The sequence below is a fragment of the Microbacterium sp. WCS2018Hpa-23 genome, from assembly GCF_031843845.1.
In the GTDB taxonomy this organism is placed as follows: Bacteria; Actinomycetota; Actinomycetes; order Actinomycetales; family Microbacteriaceae; genus Microbacterium.
In genome coordinates this window covers 614,986-630,899 of sequence record NZ_JAVTIZ010000001.1, presented here as the reverse complement: position 1 = coordinate 630,899, position 15,914 = coordinate 614,986, and the positions used below count along the sequence as shown (strand labels likewise).

Sequence of the window (15,914 nt, the reverse complement as noted above, 5' to 3'; positions counted from 1 at the left end):
GAGGATGAACACCGCCGGAGCCGACACGACGAACCCCGCCACCGGATCCGTCCCGAAGCCCCGCAAGCGTGTGCCGTTCTGGGACAACGCACGCTACGCGTGCATCGTTCTCGTCGTCCTCGGGCACGCGATCCAGCGTCTCACCTATGACTCCGATATCGCCCTCGCGGCCTACCTGGCGCTGTACGCCTTCCATATGCCGGCGTTCGCGATCATCTCCGGGTACTTCTCGAAGTCGGGCTCCCCCACCCGCGTGCAGATGGCCCGTGTCATCACCGACATCCTCCTCCCCTACGTCATCTTCGAGTTCCTCTGGACCCTCACGAAGTGGCTGGTCGAAGGACAGGCCGAACCGAACTTCACCAAGCCGTCGTGGACGCTCTGGTTCCTGCTGGCCCTCGGCATCTTCCGTCTCGTGCTCCCCTACCTGGCGCTGCTGCGCTGGCCTCTGCTGTGGACCGTCATCATCTCGATCGGCGTGGGCTATCTGCCTAACGTCGACAGCACCTTCTCGCTCTCGCGGACGCTGGGCCTGCTGCCGTTCTTCGCTCTCGGCTGGTGGCTGCGCGAGCGCGACATCGTCAACAGATTCAGTCTCCTCGACGTCCGCCCATGGTGGATCCGTGCGGTCAGCCTCCTGCTGCTCGGTGCAGCCGGATTCGTCGCCTGGCGCTGGATAGATGTCTGGGAGAAGATCGACCTGCGCCACTGGCTGTTCTACGAGGACGCGTACGCGGACCTCGGCGGAGAGCAGTGGTGGGCCGGCGGTGTGCGTGTCGCGTTGATGCTGCTGGCGGTGATCCTGAGTGCCGCGTTCTTCGCTCTGATCCCCCGAAGCACCCACTGGTGGACGCGATTCGGTCAATACACGATGTACGTGTTCCTGCTGCACTCGTTCGTGCTCTACCCGTTCCGCGAGACCGGGGTGCTGCGCGACCTCGACCCGACGTGGCTGTGGCTGCCGCTCGTGACTCTGCTGTCGGTGGTGCTGGCCCTGGCCCTCGCCACGAAGCCCGTGCGCTGGTTGTTCCGTCCTCTCGTCGAACCTCGCCCCCGGTGGCTCTTCCGGGATCCGGAGCTCGCGAGCCGCGAGGGGCATCGCAGTGATCCGACGGGGTCCCGTCGGCCACGCCAGACGGCAGCCGCTAGCCTGAAGGAGTGACCCGAGCCCAGCAGATCCGCGACCGCATCGTGGATCATGCGGATGCATCGGGGTTCGGCGCCCACGGACTCCACGTCCGCGTCGGCAGTGATGTCGCGGAGCACCGGTGGACGCCCGATGTCCGGGAGGAGATCCACTCCGTCGCGAAAGGCGTGTGCGTACTCGCCGCAGGCCTCGCCGCCGACGAGGGCCTTATCTCGCTGGATGCGCCGGTGGCCGAGTACCTGCCTGACTTCACCCTCGGTGACGGCGTCGATCAGGTCACCCTCCGACACCTGCTGTCCATGTCGAGCGGCATCGACCTCCCTTGGTCAGAGACCATGATGACCGACTGGCCGGATCTCGCGCGGGAGTTCCTCTCCCGCCCGTCACGCGGGCGCGTCTTCCAGTACTCCAACGCCAGCACATACACGGCGATGACGGTGCTCGCCGCGAGGGTAGGCGACATCGTCGACTTCCTGCGCCCGAGGTTGCTCGAACCGCTCGGCATCGACGAGATCGAGTGGGAGCGATGCGAGCGGGGACGGATCGTCGCCGGCAGCGGCATCGCCCTGCGCACCGAGGAGCTCGCACGCCTCGGACGACTCATCCGCGACCGCGGCGAATGGGAGGGGCGACGCGTCGTACCTGCTTCGGTGATCGACGCGATGCATTCCGACTGGGTGACAGCCGGCCAGAACCCCGCCTATGAGCGCTATGCGCTGGGCGGGTGGGACGGCCCAGGCACTGCGTGGCGTCTGCACGGCGCCTACGGGCAGCTGCTGATCTTCTGCGACGACGCGGTCGTCACCATCACGGCGGACGACCACTTCGGCGCAGACGCGATGGCCGCATTCGCCGTCGAGACCCTCAGCGCCTGAGCGACCTCGCGGGTCAGGCGAAGAGCTCGGCGCCGACGTACGACCCCGGGGTCGCACCGGCCGGGATCGCCCAGATCCCCGAGCCCACGTGCCTGATGTACTCGTTCATGAGATCCGTCGACAGCCGCCGCTGTAGCGTGATGAACTGCGCGGGGTCCCGCTGATACGACAGGAAGAACAGCCCGGCGTCGAGGCGCCCGAGGTCGTTGTTGCCGTTGACGTAGTTGAACCCGCGGCGGAGGATGCGGATGCCGTCGTTCTGGTCGGGATGCGCCAGGCGAACGTGCGCGTCGGCGTCGATGGCCGAGGTGCCGAAGTCGGGTGCGGTGAACTCGTCACCACCCGACAGCGGGGCCCCCGCGCCCTTGTCCCGCCCGATGATCGCATCCTGCTCGGAGAGCCGCACGCGATCCCATGTCTCGATCAGCATCGCGATCTTGCGGGCCACCAGGTACGAGCCGCCCGTCATCCATGCGGGCTCGTCGGACGACCCCACCCAGACGTTCTCGTCGAGAGCGGCGGAGTCGTCGGCGAGGATGTTCGCGGTGCCGTCCTTGAACCCGAAGAGGTTTCGCGGGGTCGCCTGATCCGAAGTCGTGCGGGAGGTCTTGCCGAAGCCGAGCTGCGACCAGCGCAGCTTCGCACGCCCGAAGGCGATGCGGCTGAGGTTGCGGATCGCGTGAACCGCGACTTGAGGATCATCCGCGCAGGCCTGGATGCACAGATCACCGTGGGACGCCTGCGGATCCAGGTCGTCGCCGAGGAAGGCGGGCAGACGCTCGAGGGCGGCCGGACGTCCGGCTGCGATGCCGTACCTGTCGCCGTCCTCGTTCTCGAACAGTCCGGGGCCGAAGCCGATCGTGATGGTGAGACCTGCCGCGGGCAGCCCGAGCGCCTCTCCCGTGTCGTCAGGCGGTACCTCGGCATCGCCGCCGACCGCGCCGGTCGCGCTCACCTCGAGGCCCTGGGTCATCCGGGAGGCAGCGTACGTCCAGTCCTGCAGCAGCGTGATCAGGTCATCGCGATCGGTGCGGGGCATCATGTCGAACGATGCGAAGTGCAGATGCTCCTGCACGGGGGTGGTGATGCCGGCCTGATGCGCACCGAAGAAGTCGTATGCGTGTTCGGCATCGGCATGAGCCCTGGCACGGCCGAGAGCGACTCCGCCGGTAAGCCCGGCTCCTACTCCGACCGCGAGAGAGGCCACCCCGCCGCCGAGCGCCAGACCGAGGAGTCCTCGTCTGCTGAGACCTGTCGGTGCGGCCGCCACGGCCGCCTCCTCCGTCACCGAGTCGGCGGCCACGGCATCCTTCGAGCTTTCTTCCACCTGCGGAACCGTACCCGTCGGATCAGTCGAGGACTGTGCCGGTGAGCTGCGACAGCGGCTCGGCGAGGGCGTTGATGAGATCGGTGAACTCGCGCTTGTCGGCGTCGGTCAGCGCGGAGTATCCGACGAAGCCGTCTGCCAGCGAACCGTGAGCCGCCAGGGACGCCTCGAGGGCCGCATACCCGTCCTCGATCTCGGTCACCAGCGCCTCGCCATCGTCGCCCTGCGCGGTGGCGAAGTCCTGCACGAGAGAGAACGCCATCTTGGAGCCTTCGACGTTCGCCGCGAAGTCGTAGAGGTCGGTGCCGGACCACCAGTCCTCCTCACCGGAGATCTTTCCGGTCGCGACCTCATCGAGCAACGCGATCGCACCGTTCGAGATGCCGCCGATGCCCTGATCGTCGAGGGCCGTGGTGAAGTCGTCCGAGTGCACGTAGTCGTACAGCTCCTGCACATCGGCGAGCAGCTGGTCGCCGTATTCGACTCGCTCCTCGGTCGTGGACGGTGCCCAGTCCTGCCAGGCAGGCGTCTCGCCGTCGGCATTGAGCGCGTCCTGCGCGGGCACCCAGAGGTCCTTCTCGATGCGGTGGAAGCCCGTCCAGTCGAGCCCTTCGGCCACGGCATCCACCTCGCGGTAGTCGATTCGCGGGTCGAGTGTGCCGAGAGCCTCGGCGACGGGCTCGATCCGCTCATAGAAGGCTCGTGTCTGCGGGAAGAGGGCGCGTGCCGTCTCGTCGTCGCCCGATTCGTAGGCGGCGACGAGCTCGTCGACCGACGGAACCAGCTGACCGACCTGGTCCTTGACGAAGGCGGCGTAGAGGTCGACGGCCTGCTGCTTCTGATCGGCATCCTCGCCGTCGACCGCGACCCGGTCGCCGGTCACGGTGAACGCGGACTTGCCGACCCCCTCGCCGATCATGCCCGGCTTGCACAGCGTGAAGTACTCCCCCGGCTGAGCCACCACCGTGAGGGTCCGCGACGCTGAGGGCGCGATGTTCTCGACCTCGCCGACGATGCGGAGGCCGTCTTCTGCGAGCAGATAGAACTCCGAGGTCTGCGCGCTGTCGTTCTTCACATCGAACGTGAGTGTGCCGCTCTTGGCGGTCGCAGCCGAGACGGCGCACGCCGAGTCGGTCGACGAGACATCGAAGGATGCACCTGCGGCGACATCGCTCTTGGCGACGCACCCGCTCAGGACGAGTGCTGCCGCGCCTGCTGCGGCGACGGCACCGAGGATTCGGCGAGAGGTGGTCATGCTGCTCCTTGCTGGGTGAGAGTGGATGCTGGCGCGTCCTCGTCTGCGGAGGTCGGCGGACGAGGCGTGACGGCCCGACGGGTTCGGAGCCCCTGGACGAAGAAGAATCCGACGACCGCCAGATAAAGAGCCCATGCGGTGACCTGGAGCCAGGTCATGCGTGGCATGAATCCGACGGTCGCCTGGAGGATCGTCGCCCAGACGCTGTCGGGGGCGATGACGTTCGTGACATCGAACGCCCAGCCGAACGGGAAGGCCGCCCAGCCGAGGGCGACGGCACCCGTCACGGCATCGATCGGGGCGACGGCGGTGAAGGGCCCTGGCAGCGCACCGGCCTCCTGCAGATCCATGATCGCGTAGGCGAGCACGCCCGCCGCGACGATGACGAGGAAGCCGCTCGTCCAGGTGAAGAAGCGACGGAGATCCAACCGCACGGCACCGCGCGCGAGCAGCCATCCGATCACGACGGCGGCGAGAAGACCCAGCACGGCACCGAGCAGCGCCGACGGAGCGCCCCCGAAGGACTGGACCATCGACCACAGCAGCAGCGTCGTCTCGATCCCCTCCCGAGCGACCGAGACGAAGCCGATCGCGATCAGGGCCCAGATGCCGCCCTGCGTGAGAGCGCGGTCGAGCCCGCCCTCGAGCGTCGCCTTCATCGTCCGGCCGGCCTTCTGCATCCAGAAGATCATCCAGGTGACCATACCCACGGCGAGCAGCGACAGCAGGCCGCCGATGAGTTCCTGCGCCTCGAACGTCAGCGAGTATGCACCGAACGTGAGAATCGCTCCGATCCCCAGAGCAAGGGCGATCGCAAGCGCCACACCCGCCCAAAGCCGGGGTAGTGCGTCACCTCGGCCGAGGCGCCGGAGGTAGGCGACGAGGATGCCGACGACCAGCGCGGCTTCAAGGCCTTCGCGGAGACCGATGAGGAATGTGGCGAGCACGGAGGGAGACTCTCTGAGAAAGAATGAGGTAAGGCATCCCTTACCTCAGAGAGATTAGCACCCCGTCCGCGCTGTCCTTTCACCCGCACCTGCGACCGGTGGTAATTCGGCGCAATACTTGGCCGCACTCCCCCGCAGCCGATCTACGCTCGGTGAATGGCTGATCTCTCGCTCCCCATCCTCGACCTGTCCCAGCTCGATGCAAGCCCCGAGGCCGCAGCACGGTTCCGCGACGACCTGCGGGCAGCCACCCATGACGTGGGCTTCTTCTACCTCACCGGCACCGGCATCTCGCCGGATCTCGAAGCGCGACTGCATCAGGCCGCGCTCGATTTCTTCGCTCTGCCGGAAGAGCAGAAGCTCGCGATCGAGAACGTCAACAGCCCGCACTTCCGCGGATACACCCGCGTCGGCGGCGAGCGGACCCAGGGCAAGGTCGACTGGCGCGAGCAGATCGACATCGGTCCGGAGCGCGAGCCCATCGAGGGCGGGCCGGCCTTCAATCGCCTCGTGGGCCCGAACCTGTGGCCGGCAGCACAGCCCGAGCTCAAGGCAGTGGTCACCGAGTGGCACGACACCTTGACCGAGATCGCGCACAAGCTGCTGCGCGCCTGGGCCACGACTCTCGGCGCCGAGGAGACCTACTTCGACGAGCCGTTCCGCGACCCGTCGACCCTGATCAAGATCGTCCGCTACCCGGGCACCCATGAGCCGGAACCCCAGCAGGGCGTCGGAGCGCACAAGGACTCCGGCGTGCTCACCCTGCTCTGGGTCGAGCCGGGCAAGGGCGGACTGCAAGTGGAGCGGAACGGCGAGTGGGTGTCGGCTCCCCCGGTGCCCGGCGCGTTCGTCGTGAACATCGGCGAGCTGCTGGAGTACGCGACCGGCGGTTACCTCAAGGCGACCAATCACCGAGTGATCTCCCCCCGGGCGCCGGAAGAGCGGATCTCGATCCCGTTCTTCTTCAACCCTGCGCTCGACCAGCAGCTGCCGCTGCTCGAGCTGCCGTCAGACCTGGCCGCCGAGGCGACCGGGATCACCGAGGACCCGAGCAACCCGATCCACGCCACTTACGGCGAGAACGCCATGAAATCGCGGCTGCGTGCACATCCCGACGTGGCGGCGATCCACCACCCCGATCTGGTCGGCACGAACGCCTGACCGGCGGCTAGCCGCTCTCGTCACTCCGGGTCATGCCCCAGGGCGACTGCCGTCCGCCGAGCTCGACGATCTCTCGGAGCGCATTCAGGTGGCCGTTGAACGCCTGCCGTCCTGTTTCGGTGGAGCGGACCCATGTGCGGGGACGGCTCCCGGCCTGCCCCTTCCGCGTGGCGACATAGCCCGTCGACTGGAGATGGGCTATCGCCTTGCTGAGCGCGGAGTCGTTGGCCTGGAGGACACGGGCGAGGGTTCCGAAATCGAGCTCGACACCATCGGCGAGTGATGCCAGCACCGAGAATCGGATCGGCGACGAGAAGTTGTCATCGAGCCGGATTCGCGGATGCTGCCCACGCGAGCCGACGTCAGCCACGGTCGTTCGCCCGGGCACGCAATGGACGCGATACGAAGAACCCCGCGATCGCCAGAGCTCCCGCGGCCACCAGCGCGACGGTGGAGTCGATGACTGCACCGAAGGATGGCGCGATGGCGAGGGCGCAGAGCACGAGCGCACCGATGCTGACGACCACGATCTGGGGCCACCGCCACACCTCACCGAGGTACGCCAGGCCCCAGTCGCTTCTCGCTGCGATGCTCACGGTGATGAGCCCCGCACCAGCGAGGATGGTGACGACGCTGGACAGCAACGGGTCGCCGAGCCCGACAGCAACGACCGCCGCGGCCAGGACGAGCCCGAGAACGAACGTGGTCACCCGCGCGGGCACCCGGAACGCGGTGGGTCCGTCGGGGCGCGCCCTGGGAGCATGACGGCTCGACCAGAGCTGGACCAGGCCGATGCCCACGAGGATGAGGCATGCCGACCATGCCGGGCCCGCGAGGAGCAGGAATGATGCGTCATCCCCGACCGTGATGTACAGCACGGCAGACACCAGGATTCCCAGAACGCAGAGCGCGATCGCACCGTAGTAGAGCCAACGACCCCTGGTGAACCGGCGTTGCGCACCACCGCGCTCGGCCACGCCCGAGATGATCTGCGCGGAAGCGGCCATCAGAACGACGAGCAGCGGGACGGTGCTCGATTCGCCCAAGCGGAGCAGGCCGATGTTGCTGGTCACGAAGAGGAACACGACGGCCGCGCCGATCAGCGTCGTCCATGCCTGGAGCCGCGTGCTCACCTGGGAGTTCCGACGCTCCTCGACGGCATCCGCCTCGTCGAGGTAGCGCTGCGCGATGTCCGCGCTCGGCGGCGCGAGCGCCTCATGCCCCTGGACCGACTTCTGCTCCATCGCGTGACCCCTTTCGCTTTCCATCTGGAAAGCTCACTACTTTCCTAATGGAAAGCGTGCGCGAGATCAACCCCCGGACATGACGAAGGCCGCCCCACACCTGGGACGGCCTTCTCAAGAATGTTCTGCGCGATTGTACGCTGGCTCGCTCCGCGTTATCGGCGGAGACCCAGGCGTGCGATCAGCGAGCGGTAACGCTCGATGTCGACGCTCTGGAGGTAGCCGAGCAGACGACGGCGCTGGCCCACGAGCAGGAACAGGCCACGACGCGAGTGGTGGTCGTGCTTGTGCTCCTTCAGGTGCTCCGTGAGGTCCTTGATGCGCTGCGTCAGCATCGCGGCCTGCACCTCGGGGGATCCGGTGTCACCGGGGTGCGTCGCGTACTCTTCGATGATCGCCTTCTTGACGTCTGCTTCCAGTGCCATAGATTCGATCCCCTCTCTGCTTGTTGCGCGGTGCCCGACGCCTGATGCGTGAGCTCTCTTTATCCGCGGCCGATCAAACGGCAACCTGAAGAGTCTACCAGGACTCCGTGCCGGCGCGTGACCGCCGCCGACCTCCGCTCCGCGCACCTCGGATACGCTCGGATCATGCAGGACAGGCACGCGGCGTGAGCACGGCTCGCAGTCATCTGATCGATCTCAGTCCACTGAAGGCCAGCCCGGCGTTCGCCCGCATGTGGACCGGCTCCGTGCTCGCCGGCATCGGCGGTCAGCTCACGATCGTGACCGTCATGCTGCACGTGTTCACGCTCACCGGAAGCACCTTCGCGGTCTCGATGATCGCCGTGGCGGGGCTCGTGCCGATGATCCTCGCCGGTCTCTACGGCGGGATGCTCGCCGATGCGTTCGACCGACGCCGCGTCGCGCTGATCGCGGCGACCGTGACCTTCGCGTCGACCGCTCTGCTCGCCGCGCTCACCTGGACGGGCGCCGAGACGATCTGGTGGCTGTACGTCCTGAGCATCGTCAACTCGGCCGCGAACTCCGTCGGAATGGCGACCCGTACCGCCATCGTTCCGCGCCTCATCCCCCGGAATCTGCTGGCCGCGGCATCCGCGCTCAACGGCGTCGCGTTCGGCCTGACCGTGATGGCGGGCCCCGCCCTGGCGGGGATCCTCGTCGCCCTCACCGGATACGGGTGGACCTACACGATCAACGTCGTCCTGATGCTCTCGATGTTCCTCGGCCTCTGGACTCTGCCGACGTTGCGGCCCGAGGGCGAGATCGTGCGTCCGGGGCTCGCCTCCCTCGTCGACGGGTGGAGGTTCCTGAAACGAGCGAGCAACATCCGCACGCAGTACGTCATCGACATCATCGCGATGACCTTCGGCCAGCCGCTGGTGCTGTTCCCTGCCCTCGGCACCGTGCTGCTCGGCGGCGGCGCAGTGACCACGGGCATCCTCACCGCGGCGGTCGCCGTCGGGACATTCGCGTCGAGCCTGTTCTCAGGGCGGGTGGTGCAGTACCGCTGGCACGGCAGAGGTATCGAGCGAGCGGTCGAGGCATACGGCGCATCGATCCTCGCCTTCGGCGTGGTGCTGCTGATCGGCGCGTTCTCGGATCCCGCGACGGAGAGGATACCGAACGTCGCACTGATCGTCGCCGCGTGCATCGCTCTCGCCCTGTCCGGGGCGTCCGACAACGTCAGCTCGATCTATCGGAACACGATGATGCAGGCGGCCGTGCCGGACACCATGCGCGGGCGGCTGCAGGGCGTGTTCATCATCGTCGTCGCGGGAGGGCCGCGGATCGGCGCGTTGTACGCGGGAACGCTCGCGTCGATAACGACACTGTGGCTCCCACCTCTGCTCGGCGGACTCCTGGTGATCGCCCTCGTCGCACTGCTCGCACGACGCAGCTCCCGGTTCCGCGCCTACGACGCAGAGAACCCCGAGCCCTGAGGGCCCGGGGTTCTCGAGATCATCTGTTGATCAGTCCTGCTGCAGAGCGCCCTGCAGGTCGAGGCTGATCGTGACGTCCTTGCCGACGAGCACGCCGCCGGTCTCGAGCGCCGCGTTCCAGGTCAGACCGAAGTCCTCGCGGTTGATGACGGTCTTCGCCGACGCGCCGGCCTTGTAGTTGCCCCACGGGTCGGAGCCGAAGCCGCCGAAGTCCAGCTCGAAGCTGACCGGCTTCGTGATGCCGCGGATGGTCAGGTCGCCGTCGACGAAGAGCTCGCCGCCCTCTGCGCGCGCACCGGTGGAGACGAACTCCATCGTCGGGAAGTTCTCGGTGTCGAAGAAGTCGCCCGAGCGGAGGTGCGTGTCGCGGCCCTCGTCCTTCGTGTCGATCGAGGTGACGTCGACACTCGCCTCGACGCGGGCCTCGAGGGGGTTCTCGGGAGCGACGAGGGTCGCGCTCTTCACGCCGAAGGTGCCGCGCACCTTGGAGATCATCATGTGGCGCACGCTGAAGGTGACCTCGCTGTGCGACGGGTCGAGCACCCAGGTGCCTGCGCGGTAGCCGGGAATGTCGATGCTGGTCATGGTTTCTCCTCGGGAGACATCAGCCGCACTGTGCGGCAACGGATGAGGGGCCGTGTTCACGGCGTCACGGATTACAACTTACATGCAGATGCATGCATTCCCCTGAATGCGGAAGTTCTTCGCCGACGTACGACGAAGGCGCCGGACCCCGAGGGGCACAGCGCCTTCCGGTGTCGAGCGACTCAGCCGACGGCGACGAGGTCGATGATGAAGATGAGGGTCTTGCCGGACAGGAAGTGTCCGCCTCCGACGGGTCCATAGGCCAGGTGCGGCGGGATGACGAGCTCGCGGCGTCCGCCGACCTTCATGCCGGGGATGCCGTCCTGCCAGCCCTGGATCAGGCCGCGAAGCGGGAACTGGATGGTCTCGCCACGACCCCACGAAGAGTCGAACTCCTCGCCGGATTCGAACTCGACACCGGCGTAGTGCACGGTCACGGTGTCGCCGGGCTTGGCCTCGGTGCCGTCTCCTTCGATGATGTCGCGGATCACGAGTTCCGCGGGAGCGGGACCGGTGGGGGCGTCGAACTCAGGCTTTGTGCGATCAGTCATGGTTCCATCCAACCCGAGTCTTCGGGCATGGGTCAACGCGGTGACGACTGCTCAGAGCGAACACGAGACTTCCCAGGGAAGGCGGGAGCCGACCGTCGGCTTCCGCGAAGGTCTTGACACTCGCTCACGCCGGGTGCACCCTGTTTACAGATCAACTCAGCGCCCGGTAGACATGCAGGCATCGCCGCAGCACCGGGCGCTGAGTCTGTCACGAGGCGTCGCTCCGAGCGGCCTCAGATTCCGGTGAGACCCGCCTCGTCGGCGTATCCGATGAGGATCGATGCGAGCGCATCGGGCCGACTCAGTGCGACACAATGGCTCCCCCGGATCTCATCCGCGACGACGCCGAGGCGTGTCTGCGCGAGATCACGCAGGAAGTCCGGTGGGAAGAACCGGTCCTCGGTGCACACGACGACACGTGTCGGCACACTCGGCCATGACGTCAGCGGCCAGATCGCGGCCATCGCCGCAGCAGAGGGATGCGCACGCTCCCGCCGCAGCGCCTCTTCGGCCAGCGGGCGAGGAACGTCGTGATAGAACCCCACGAACGGATCAGCATTTCCGGTGATTCCGCCGTCCAGAGCAGCCTGCGCCTCGGCGGCCGCACCGAAGCCGGTGTTCTGCCACCACTCGTCGGGCGACTCCCCCGGTGCGGGGATCATCGCCGCGAGCATCACGAGGGCGTCGGCCGACATCCTGTCGGCGACGATCGGCGCCGTGAATCCGCCGAACGAGTGGCCGACCACGATCCCGCCTCGCCGACCGCCCAGGGCCGCGACCACCGCATCCGCATAGTCGTCGAGCGTGAGCGCCTCATCATCGCCGGGCAGGTCGGGCGCGAAGACCTCGTGCCCCCGCTTCTGGAGAGCCGCTGCGACCAGGTGCCATGACCACCCCGTGTCTCCTGCACCGTGGACGAGGACGAAGGCGGCCATGGGTTCTCCTGACTCAGTAGGCCAGCAGCGCAGCTCTGGTGGCCCGCGTCCGTGCGAGCAGAGCCTGCTCGTCTGCCGGAGCCATCGGATCGCGTCCGGTGATGGCGCGCTGGCGGACGGATGCGAGCGTCGTCGCGTCCTTGATGAACTCCCGCATGAGCGGGCGGCGATCTCCGCGCAGTTGCGAGGCCCAGCCGAGCCCCGTCTTGCGGCCGGCCGGCGTCGCCAGCATGGTGACCTCTTCCGGGGTGAACCACCCGGCAGCGGCATAGTCGCCGAGACGCGCCTTGGTGAGGCGAGACTCCTCGCGTCGGAGAGCGATGATCCCGAGGATGAATCCGACGAACAGCGGCACCTGGAGCACGAAGTACAGCAGGAAGAAGTTGGCGAACGACGAGCCGTTCCAGAGACCGTGCAGGAACATCGCACCGAGCATCCCGAGCAGACCGAAGCCGAGCACCGCCCCCGTGGACGCGTGACGCCGGGCCGCCAGGCCGATCGCGAGGCCGGTCAGCGAGGTGAACATGGCATGGGCGAACGGCGACATGATCGCGCGCAGGATGAAGGTCACGGTCAGCTGCTCTCCACCGCCCTCGATGAGACTGATCGCGAAGTACTGGATGTTCTCCGTGAAGGCGAACCCCGCGCCCACGAGAGCGCCGTACACGACGCCGTCGACCGGACCGTCGAAGGCGCGACGGGCGATGAGGAAGATCAGGAAGACTCCGAAGCCCTTCCAGAACTCCTCGACGATGGGCGCCTGGATGACGGCACCGGCGACCTCTCCCCGGAACCCGAGGACCGCGGTGAGTCCGAGGTCGACGAGGAGGGTGAGTCCCACGGCGGCGATCGCGCCCCACGCGATCGCGAAGAACACGAGGGACTTGGGCTCGGGCTCCCAGCGGTCGATCATCCGGACGACGAAGAACACGATCGCGAGCGGCACGAGTGCGAGAACGAGGCCGATGATCGATGCGAGCGGTCCGAGGAACAGCCCGAAGTACGCGATCAGAGCGAGCAACAGCAGTCCGAGGAAGCCGAACAGCGAGTAGAGGGCGATGCGGCCACCTCGCCGGGCAGCGGGCAGCGCGGGCAGCCCCTGCGCCGGGGAGGGGGCCGCGGGTGCCGGCGGAGAGTAGGGAGTCGGCTGAGCGAGCACGGACGCATACGCCGGACGCTGCGTGAACTGAGCGGGTGTGTAGTTCGACTGCGCGTACTGCTGGGCGGAGTACTGCTGCGGAGCCGGCGGCTGATATCCCGGCTGCTGCTGCGGGTATCCGGGCTGCTGCTGCGGGTACGCCTGCGGCTGCTGCTGGGGGTACGCCTGCGGCTGCTGGGGATACGCCTGCGGCTGCGGCGCGGCCGGAGGCTGCCCCGGCGTCGGCGCCTGCTGGGCCGGAGGCTGCTGCGGCGCGGGCGGCGGCGTGTACGGCGATGGCTGGGACGGTCCTCCGGAACTCATAGGCAAAAGCATATGGGGAACAACCAATATCCCCGCGGTCTGGCGACTTCCTCCAGCAATTCCCGCGCCTCACCGGATAGCGTAGGAGCATGCGGTTCGCTCATCTGCGTCGTGCCGACTCTCCCGCTGCGCATCTCGCAGTGGTGGAGGGCGCCGACGCCATCCTCGTCTCCGATCTCCTTCCCGACCCCCCTGCCTCTCTGCAGCAGCTGATCGAAGGCGGAGAGCAGATGCTCGTCGCACTGCGGTCGGCTGTCGCGAGCAGCGACGCCCCTCGGCATCCGCTCGACGGCTGGGAGTTCGCCTCCGCGGTCATCGCTCCCCCCGCCGTCCTCGCGGTCGGCCTCAACTATGCGGCTCACTCGAGCGAGCTCGGTCTGAAGACCGACGCGGCTCCGACCGTCTTCACCCTGTGGCCCAACTCCCTCACCGGGCACGAGCAGACCACATCATGGCCGCGCGCGCTGAGCGAGGCCGTGGACTACGAGGCCGAGCTCGGGGTTCTGATCGGCACGCCCGCCAAGGACGTCACCGAAGCGGAGGCTCTCTCGCACGTCTGGGGCTACACGGTCGTCAACGACATCACCGCACGCAACGTCCAGTTCTCCGAGGCGCAGTGGTCTCGCTGCAAGTCGTTCGACGGCTTCACGCCGACCGGTCCGTTCGCCGTCACGGCCGACGAGATCGCCGACCCGCAGGACCTGCACATCTGGGCCGTCGTCGACGGACAGACGGTGCAGGATGCGAGCACGGATCAGATGGTGCGCTCGGTCGCGAAGCTCATCGCGCACCTCTCGCAGTCGCTGACGCTGCTACCAGGCACGCTGATCTCGACAGGAAGCCCCGGCGGGGCCGGGTACTCTCGTGATCCTCAGATCTTCCTCCGCGATCGTTCGACGGTGACCGTCGGCATCGACGGCATCGGCGAGCTGACCACGCACTGCCGCGTCGAGGGCTGAACGCCTCGCACGCACACACAGCGAAGGGGCCTCGGCGGATATCCGCCGGGGCCCCTTCTGCGTATCTCGTCAGATCTCGATGAGATCCTCGGGGGCGATGACCGGGATCGCCGCCGTGATCGCCTCGAGACCGGACAGGCGCGCCGGCGACAGCTGCTTGATGACCTCTTCACGCGACATCAGACCGGCCTCGACGACCAGGTCGGCCACGTTGCGGTTCGTGAGGAGCGCGGTCTTGGCCAGCGCGGCCGCCGCCGCGTAGCCGATGAACGGGGTGAGCGCAGTGATGACGCCTACCGACGCTCCGACCATCGCACCGAGGCGGTCGCGGTTCGCGGTGATGCCGTCGACGCAGTTCACACGCAGCGTCCACATCGCCTGGCGCATCCAGGTGATCGACTGGAAGATCGAGTGCGCGATGACAGGCTCGAAGGCGTTGAGCTGCAACTGACCGGCCTCGGCCGCCATCGTGACGGTCATGTCCGCACCGGCGACAGCGAAGGCGACCTGGTTGACGACCTCGGGGATCACGGGGTTGACCTTGCCGGGCATGATGCTCGAGCCCGCCTGCATCGCGGGCAGGTTGATCTCGCCGAAACCGGCCTGCGGCCCCGACGACAGCAGACGCAGGTCGTTGCAGATCTTCGAGAGCTTCATCGCGTTGCGCTTCAGCGTCGACGAGAACGACATGAACGAGCCGGTGTCGCTGGTCGCCTCGACGAGGTCGGCGGAGGTGACGAGGTCGAGAGACGTGATCTCGCGCAGGTGCTTGAGCACGGCGGGCGCGTAGTCGACGTGGGTCGTGATGCCGGTGCCGATCGCCGTGGCACCCATGTTGATCTCGAACATGAGCGAGGCGTTCTCGGTGAGACGCGTGTGGTCGAACCCGAGCGTCGACGCGAACCCGTGGAACTCCTGGCCGAGCGTCATCGGCACGGCATCCTGCAGCTGCGTGCGGCCGACCTTGAGCACGTCGTGGAACTCGTGCGACTTGTTGAGGAACGACACGCGCAGCAGATCGAGTTCCTCGAGTAGCGAGCGAAGGGTCAGCGACAGGCCGATCTTCACGGCCGTCGGGTACACGTCGTTGGTGGACTGGCTGCGGTTGGTGTGGTCGATCGGCGACAAGAACGCATAGTCGCCCTTCTCATGGCCCGCGAGCTCGAGAGCGATGTTGGTGATCACCTCGTTGGCGTTCATGTTCGTCGAGGTCCCGGCGCCGCCCTGGATGACGCCGACCGTGAACTGGTCGTGGAACTCCCCGTCGATCACGCGCTGCGCCGCACGGTCGATCAGGTCGGCCCGCTCGGCATCGAGGACGCCGATCTCGCGGTTCGCCCGAGCGCTGGCCTGCTTGACCATCGCGAGTGCGACGATCAGGTCGGGGTAGACCGAGATCGGACGCTTGGTGATCGGGAAGTTCGCGTCGGCGCGAGCGGTGTGGATCCCCCAGTACGCGTCGGCAGGAATCTCCATGCTCCCGAGCGAATCGGTCTCGGTACGGGTGAGGGCAGGCGCGGCAGAAGCCATGTCACATCCTTGTGGGTAGTGGCGAGTGTGTGG

General features: G+C 67.3%; 16 protein-coding genes. 5 read left to right on the top strand and 11 right to left on the bottom strand.

The window, feature by feature from the left end; all coding sequences use genetic code 11:
• Positions 1-4: 4 nt before the first annotated feature.
• The gene (locus RQG77_RS02900) at positions 5-1,162 is read left to right on the top strand and encodes an acyltransferase family protein (RefSeq protein WP_311243348.1); all 1,158 of its coding nucleotides are present in this window, start codon (positions 5-7) and stop codon (positions 1,160-1,162) included.
• On the top strand, positions 1,159-2,022 hold the full coding sequence (locus RQG77_RS02895) for a serine hydrolase (RefSeq protein WP_311243347.1): 864 nt from the start codon (positions 1,159-1,161) through the stop codon (positions 2,020-2,022). The genes RQG77_RS02900 and RQG77_RS02895 overlap by 4 nt, the downstream gene beginning before the upstream one ends.
• A gap of 13 nt (positions 2,023-2,035) precedes the next feature.
• Here the strand turns inward: RQG77_RS02895 and efeB are convergent, their stop codons facing one another.
• The 3 genes from efeB to efeU are packed head-to-tail and all read right to left on the bottom strand — an operon-like array spanning position 2,036 to position 5,551.
• A complete protein-coding gene (gene efeB, locus RQG77_RS02890) occupies positions 2,036-3,349 on the bottom strand; it encodes an iron uptake transporter deferrochelatase/peroxidase subunit (RefSeq protein WP_396653376.1) in 1,314 nt (437 codons plus the stop codon).
• Positions 3,350-3,371: 22 nt separating this feature from the next.
• Positions 3,372-4,604, bottom strand: a complete 1,233-nt coding sequence (gene efeO, locus RQG77_RS02885; RefSeq protein WP_311243346.1) for an iron uptake system protein EfeO — start codon at positions 4,602-4,604, stop codon at positions 3,372-3,374.
• Positions 4,601-5,551: an iron uptake transporter permease EfeU gene (gene efeU, locus RQG77_RS02880; RefSeq protein ID WP_311243345.1), complete on the bottom strand. Its 951-nt coding sequence runs from the start codon at positions 5,549-5,551 to the stop codon at positions 4,601-4,603. Before efeU ends, efeO begins: the two co-directional genes overlap by 4 nt.
• A 156-nt stretch (positions 5,552-5,707) precedes the next feature.
• Between efeU and RQG77_RS02875 the strand changes: the two genes are divergently transcribed.
• Complete coding sequence (locus RQG77_RS02875; RefSeq protein ID WP_311243344.1) at positions 5,708-6,712, top strand: 2-oxoglutarate and iron-dependent oxygenase domain-containing protein; 1,005 nt, start codon at positions 5,708-5,710, stop codon at positions 6,710-6,712.
• A 7-nt stretch (positions 6,713-6,719) separates the two neighbouring features.
• Here the strand turns inward: RQG77_RS02875 and RQG77_RS02870 are convergent, their stop codons facing one another.
• From RQG77_RS02870 to rpsO, 3 genes are all read right to left on the bottom strand, one after another.
• Positions 6,720-7,100: a transcriptional regulator gene (locus RQG77_RS02870; protein WP_311243343.1), complete on the bottom strand. Its 381-nt coding sequence runs from the start codon at positions 7,098-7,100 to the stop codon at positions 6,720-6,722.
• Positions 7,075-7,956, bottom strand: coding sequence for a hypothetical protein (locus RQG77_RS02865; protein ID WP_311243342.1), 882 nt, complete (start codon positions 7,954-7,956; stop codon positions 7,075-7,077). The genes RQG77_RS02870 and RQG77_RS02865 overlap by 26 nt, the downstream gene beginning before the upstream one ends.
• 155 nt (positions 7,957-8,111) lie before the next feature.
• Positions 8,112-8,381: a 30S ribosomal protein S15 gene (gene rpsO, locus RQG77_RS02860; protein ID WP_017203073.1), complete on the bottom strand. Its 270-nt coding sequence runs from the start codon at positions 8,379-8,381 to the stop codon at positions 8,112-8,114.
• A 185-nt stretch (positions 8,382-8,566) separates the two neighbouring features.
• Between rpsO and RQG77_RS02855 the strand changes: the two genes are divergently transcribed.
• Positions 8,567-9,859, top strand: a complete 1,293-nt coding sequence (locus RQG77_RS02855; RefSeq protein ID WP_311243341.1) for an MFS transporter — start codon at positions 8,567-8,569, stop codon at positions 9,857-9,859.
• Between the two features lie 30 nt (positions 9,860-9,889).
• On the opposite strand, the gene RQG77_RS02850 is transcribed toward RQG77_RS02855, so the two are convergent.
• The 4 genes from RQG77_RS02850 to RQG77_RS02835 all read right to left on the bottom strand — a co-directional run bounded on the left by RQG77_RS02850 (position 9,890) and on the right by RQG77_RS02835 (position 13,392).
• Complete coding sequence (locus RQG77_RS02850) at positions 9,890-10,444, bottom strand: YceI family protein (protein ID WP_056308168.1); 555 nt, start codon at positions 10,442-10,444, stop codon at positions 9,890-9,892.
• Between the two features lie 182 nt (positions 10,445-10,626).
• Complete coding sequence (locus tag RQG77_RS02845) at positions 10,627-10,995, bottom strand: FKBP-type peptidyl-prolyl cis-trans isomerase (protein ID WP_056308170.1); 369 nt, start codon at positions 10,993-10,995, stop codon at positions 10,627-10,629.
• Between the two features lie 233 nt (positions 10,996-11,228).
• Complete coding sequence (locus RQG77_RS02840) at positions 11,229-11,930, bottom strand: alpha/beta hydrolase (RefSeq protein ID WP_311243340.1); 702 nt, start codon at positions 11,928-11,930, stop codon at positions 11,229-11,231.
• Between the two features lie 13 nt (positions 11,931-11,943).
• Positions 11,944-13,392 carry a PrsW family intramembrane metalloprotease gene (locus RQG77_RS02835; protein WP_311243339.1) on the bottom strand — a complete coding sequence of 483 codons (1,449 nt, stop codon included), beginning with the start codon at positions 13,390-13,392 and terminating at the stop codon, positions 11,944-11,946.
• 89 nt (positions 13,393-13,481) lie between these two features.
• On the opposite strand from RQG77_RS02835, the gene RQG77_RS02830 reads away from it, so the two are divergent.
• The gene (locus RQG77_RS02830; protein ID WP_311243338.1) at positions 13,482-14,351 is read left to right on the top strand and encodes a fumarylacetoacetate hydrolase family protein; all 870 of its coding nucleotides are present in this window, start codon (positions 13,482-13,484) and stop codon (positions 14,349-14,351) included.
• A 69-nt stretch (positions 14,352-14,420) separates the two neighbouring features.
• On the opposite strand, the gene RQG77_RS02825 is transcribed toward RQG77_RS02830, so the two are convergent.
• On the bottom strand, positions 14,421-15,881 hold the full coding sequence (locus RQG77_RS02825) for an aspartate ammonia-lyase (protein WP_056308175.1): 1,461 nt from the start codon (positions 15,879-15,881) through the stop codon (positions 14,421-14,423).
• Positions 15,882-15,914 lie beyond the last annotated feature (33 nt).